Genomic DNA, 3,467 nt, shown 5'->3' on the forward strand with positions numbered 1-3,467 from the left:
AGCCAATACCCTGCCCCTCTGATGATCTATCGATGTTGTGATATCCCACACTAGGCGTTGGTGATTAATTTATTGATCTTGCTCAGGAAACCATCATCCCGATCTTCCTTCCCCGATTTCACTCGCTAATATATCCGTTTGGCAACCGTCTCGTCGGAGTCACCCATGAGCTAGGCCTATGCAACATCGCAGGTTAACAGCAGCAGACTGGGGGCTGAAATTCAAGGGCGGTAGCCTTGCTGGATAGTATGGATCAGCAAGAGCTGCCCACAACGACCGACTCAACATGGTGATGGCCTTATGCTGATTCTGAGCTGTTTACGCAGTCGTGGTTTGGCGGCGCTTTCAATGCGCAACCCATGTACTGTTTTTTTACACAGCCGTCATGGTGGCGCAAAAAGAGGAAGTCAAGCGAATACGCCCCTAGCGAGAAGAGCATTGTTAACATTATGATTTAATGATGATTTTTACTTGGTGGCGATTGAAGTGTTACGGAGTTAGATGGAATTCTCTGCTAACGGATTAGTACCGCCTTCCATCTAATCACTGTTATGACGAAGAAGGATAGAACTCAGTGCCTCAAACAAATGCTGATGAAGCTAGGGAGCTAGCTAGGAATAGCAGTGATTGTTCATTCCTATTAACTCATCTTATACGCCAGAATGCGGGAAGAGGGGATATAGATGCTCGTAACATATTGATGGCTATCCTTGATATGGCAAACACTCCTGCAAGCCCTCTTCTGAAAGCGTCATCTGTGGGTTGGTATGGAACATCTACACCTGATGTTTTTAATCCTATTACAGGTAATCTAGATGGTGACATAAGCAATCAAGCTGTATGTTTTACAGAAAGCACTTTGGCAGGGCTTAGGGCACACAGAGACCTATTTAAGGTCAAATACGGTCTAGCGTTCGATAGAGACGTTCTATTTTCAAGGGGCGCTAATCCTTGCCTTAATATTTCTGAGTCATTGCTTAGAAGAGACATACTTAGGAATGGCGAAAGGTATTCACGTCATTTATATAATTTTATTCCTACTCAGCTTCAACCATTCGTTAATGTGATCCATGACTCATTTGATGCAACTCATGAACGTGAATGGAGACACGCGGGTGATATGCCTTTTGCATGGAACGATTTAATAATGATTTTTTGTCCAGAAGAAGAATTTTCGATCTTCAACGCCATTCAGACAAACAGTATGCCTTGTTTCTTTGATTTGGCTTGGTTAGATAGAGTGTAGTCATAACAAGGTTATCAAATTGACCTCAATACGCTACGCTTCTTTCGGCAATTTATAACGACGTTAGGCGTAGTAATCATCGAAACGTCGATCCACTGAAGAAGGAGAACTGTTATGAAGAAGATCCTACTTGCTGTCGCTGCAACGCTCATGGTTGGCACGGCCAGCGCCGCCGTGCCGATCTTCGCCGCCAAGTGCGGCCAGAACATCAACGTCGACTCCGACGCCAAGGGCCACGTGCGCGTCAACGGCAAGGTCGCCAAGCTCATCAAGCGACCAGACGGACAGATCACAGCCCAGTCCGGCGGGGTTTACGTCGACATCACGCCGCAGGGCAACGAGGCGCCGCGCGTGACCTACACCGGCAAGGACAAGTCGACCGGCACCTGCGAGATCCTCGGCTTTGCGCCTCCGGCTGGACACACCGCGGCGGCCGCCCCCAGCGGTGGCCACCGCGCGTCTTCGTCCGAGCGGGCCGGGCAGGGTCAGTTCGACGCGCGCGGACCGGTCCGCTGCGCGATGCGCGCCGGCCAGGCGATGGGCGAGTGCCAGGCGGCCGTGGCCCGCGACGCCGGTGGCACGGCGACGATCGTCATCACCCGCCCGGACGGCCGCAAGCGCTTTGTCTTTTTCGAGAACGGCAATCCCGTAAGCGCCGACCTGAGCCAAGCGGACGGCAACATGGAATTCAGCGCGTCCAAGGGTGGCGACGTCTACTACATCCAGGCCGGCAACGAGCGCTACGAGATCGTCGAAGCGTTCATCTTCGGCGGCTGACCGTACCCAACATGTCGCGTACCTGCCGCCTGTTCGTGATCACGTTCGCCGCGCTCTATGCGGCGGCCTTCGCGCTGTACCTGATCGGCACCTACGGCTGGTTCGGCAGCCCGCAGGGGCCGCTGGCGGGCGTGTTTCTCCTGCCGCTGGGGCTGCCGTGGAACCTGTGGCTCGACGGTCTGCCGTCGCCCATGCTGTCGGCTGGCGCCGTCGCCGCGCCGGCGCTGAACCTGCTGTTGATGTGGAGCCTGTGTCGGTGGAGGACGCGGAGATGAACGCCAGACTTGGGGTAATGGCTGCGCTAACCCTGTTCGTCGCGGCGGCCGGTTCGGCGGCGCGAGGCGCCGAAGCGGCCGCTCCCCCGCTGGCCGGCACGCAGTGGCGTTTCGTAGAGTTCCAGTCAATGGACGATGCGCAGGGCATCGCGCGACCGAGCGAAGGAACGGTCTACAGTATGTGGCTGCACGGTGACGGCACCGTCGCCATGCAGCTCAACTGCAACCGCGCCACCGGTACCTGGTCCGCGGTGCCGGGCAGCGAGGCCACGAGCGGTCAATTCGAATTCGGTCCGCTCGCGGCGACGCGCGCGCTGTGCCCGCCCCCGAGCATGGACGAGAGCATCGTCGCTCAGTCCAGCTACATCCGCTCCTACCTGCTCAAGGACGACCGGTTGTATCTGAGCCTGATGGCCGACGGTGGTATCTACGTGTGGGCGCGCGAGACAAGCGCCTCCTCCGCGGCCGACGTTGCTGCAGCCCCGGAGAATGGCGGGCCACGCAACTGGGAGGTGGTCCGCACGCTGAACCTTCGCGAGCAACCGAGCACGTCGGCGCGGATTCTCGCCACGTACCGCCCGGGCACGATCCTGGACAACCTCGGCTGCCAGCGCGCCCAGGGCCGGGCTTGGTGCGACGCGCAGCAACTCGGCGGCGGCCCGCGGGGTTATGTGGCCGCGGAGTACCTCGGGCCCGCGATCTCGCCTGACGGCAGCGCCGCGTTCGGTCCGGACGACTCCGCGCTGCGCGCGGGCCAAGGCCAGTTCGATGCGAGCGGGCCGCTGCCCTGCGCATTTGCCGCCGGCCAGCCGATGGGTCAATGCGAGTTCGGCGTCGCTCGCGCAGGAGGGGGTTACGCCACGGTCGTCATCAAGAAGCCCGACGGCCGCTCCCGCGCGATCTTCTTCCGCATGGGCCGACCCATTGGTGCCGATGTCAGCGAGTCGGAAGGCAGCCACGACTTCCAGGCGACCAAGGATGGCGACCTGCACCGCATTCGCGTTGGGAACGAGCGTTAAGAAATTGGGACACCCACCGTTCTGAGCGCCGCGTAGCGAGCCCACTTAGCCGCCGTCGGGCACGGTATTGGCCCCCCTGCAAGTCGCCAAGGTGAGTTGAACGGGTCAGTAGCGCCGTCAGGGAGGACGGCGCAGCCGCAGCGGGGCATG

The 3,467-nt window shown here is 58.6% G+C and carries 4 protein-coding genes; all 4 read left to right on the forward strand.

The window, feature by feature from the left end; all coding sequences use genetic code 11:
- The first annotated feature begins 574 nt into the window (after positions 1–574).
- The 4 genes from AB5Y48_RS02180 (at position 575) to AB5Y48_RS02195 (ending at position 3,317) form a co-directional block, all read left to right on the forward strand.
- The gene (locus tag AB5Y48_RS02180; RefSeq protein WP_368163654.1) at positions 575–1,246 is read left to right on the forward strand and encodes a hypothetical protein; all 672 of its coding nucleotides are present in this window, start codon (positions 575–577) and stop codon (positions 1,244–1,246) included.
- A 114-nt stretch (positions 1,247–1,360) separates the two neighbouring features.
- On the forward strand, positions 1,361–2,023 hold the full coding sequence (locus tag AB5Y48_RS02185) for a hypothetical protein (protein ID WP_368163655.1): 663 nt from the start codon (positions 1,361–1,363) through the stop codon (positions 2,021–2,023).
- 11 nt (positions 2,024–2,034) lie between these two features.
- A complete protein-coding gene (locus AB5Y48_RS02190) occupies positions 2,035–2,298 on the forward strand; it encodes a hypothetical protein (RefSeq protein ID WP_368163656.1) in 264 nt (87 codons plus the stop codon).
- A complete protein-coding gene (locus AB5Y48_RS02195; RefSeq protein ID WP_368163657.1) occupies positions 2,295–3,317 on the forward strand; it encodes an SH3 domain-containing protein in 1,023 nt (340 codons plus the stop codon). Before AB5Y48_RS02190 ends, AB5Y48_RS02195 begins: the two co-directional genes overlap by 4 nt.
- Positions 3,318–3,467: the final 150 nt, after the last annotated feature.

Source organism: Aeromonas sp. R6-2 (assembly GCF_040908155.1).
Classification (GTDB): Bacteria; Pseudomonadota; Gammaproteobacteria; order Enterobacterales; family Aeromonadaceae; genus Aeromonas; species Aeromonas schubertii.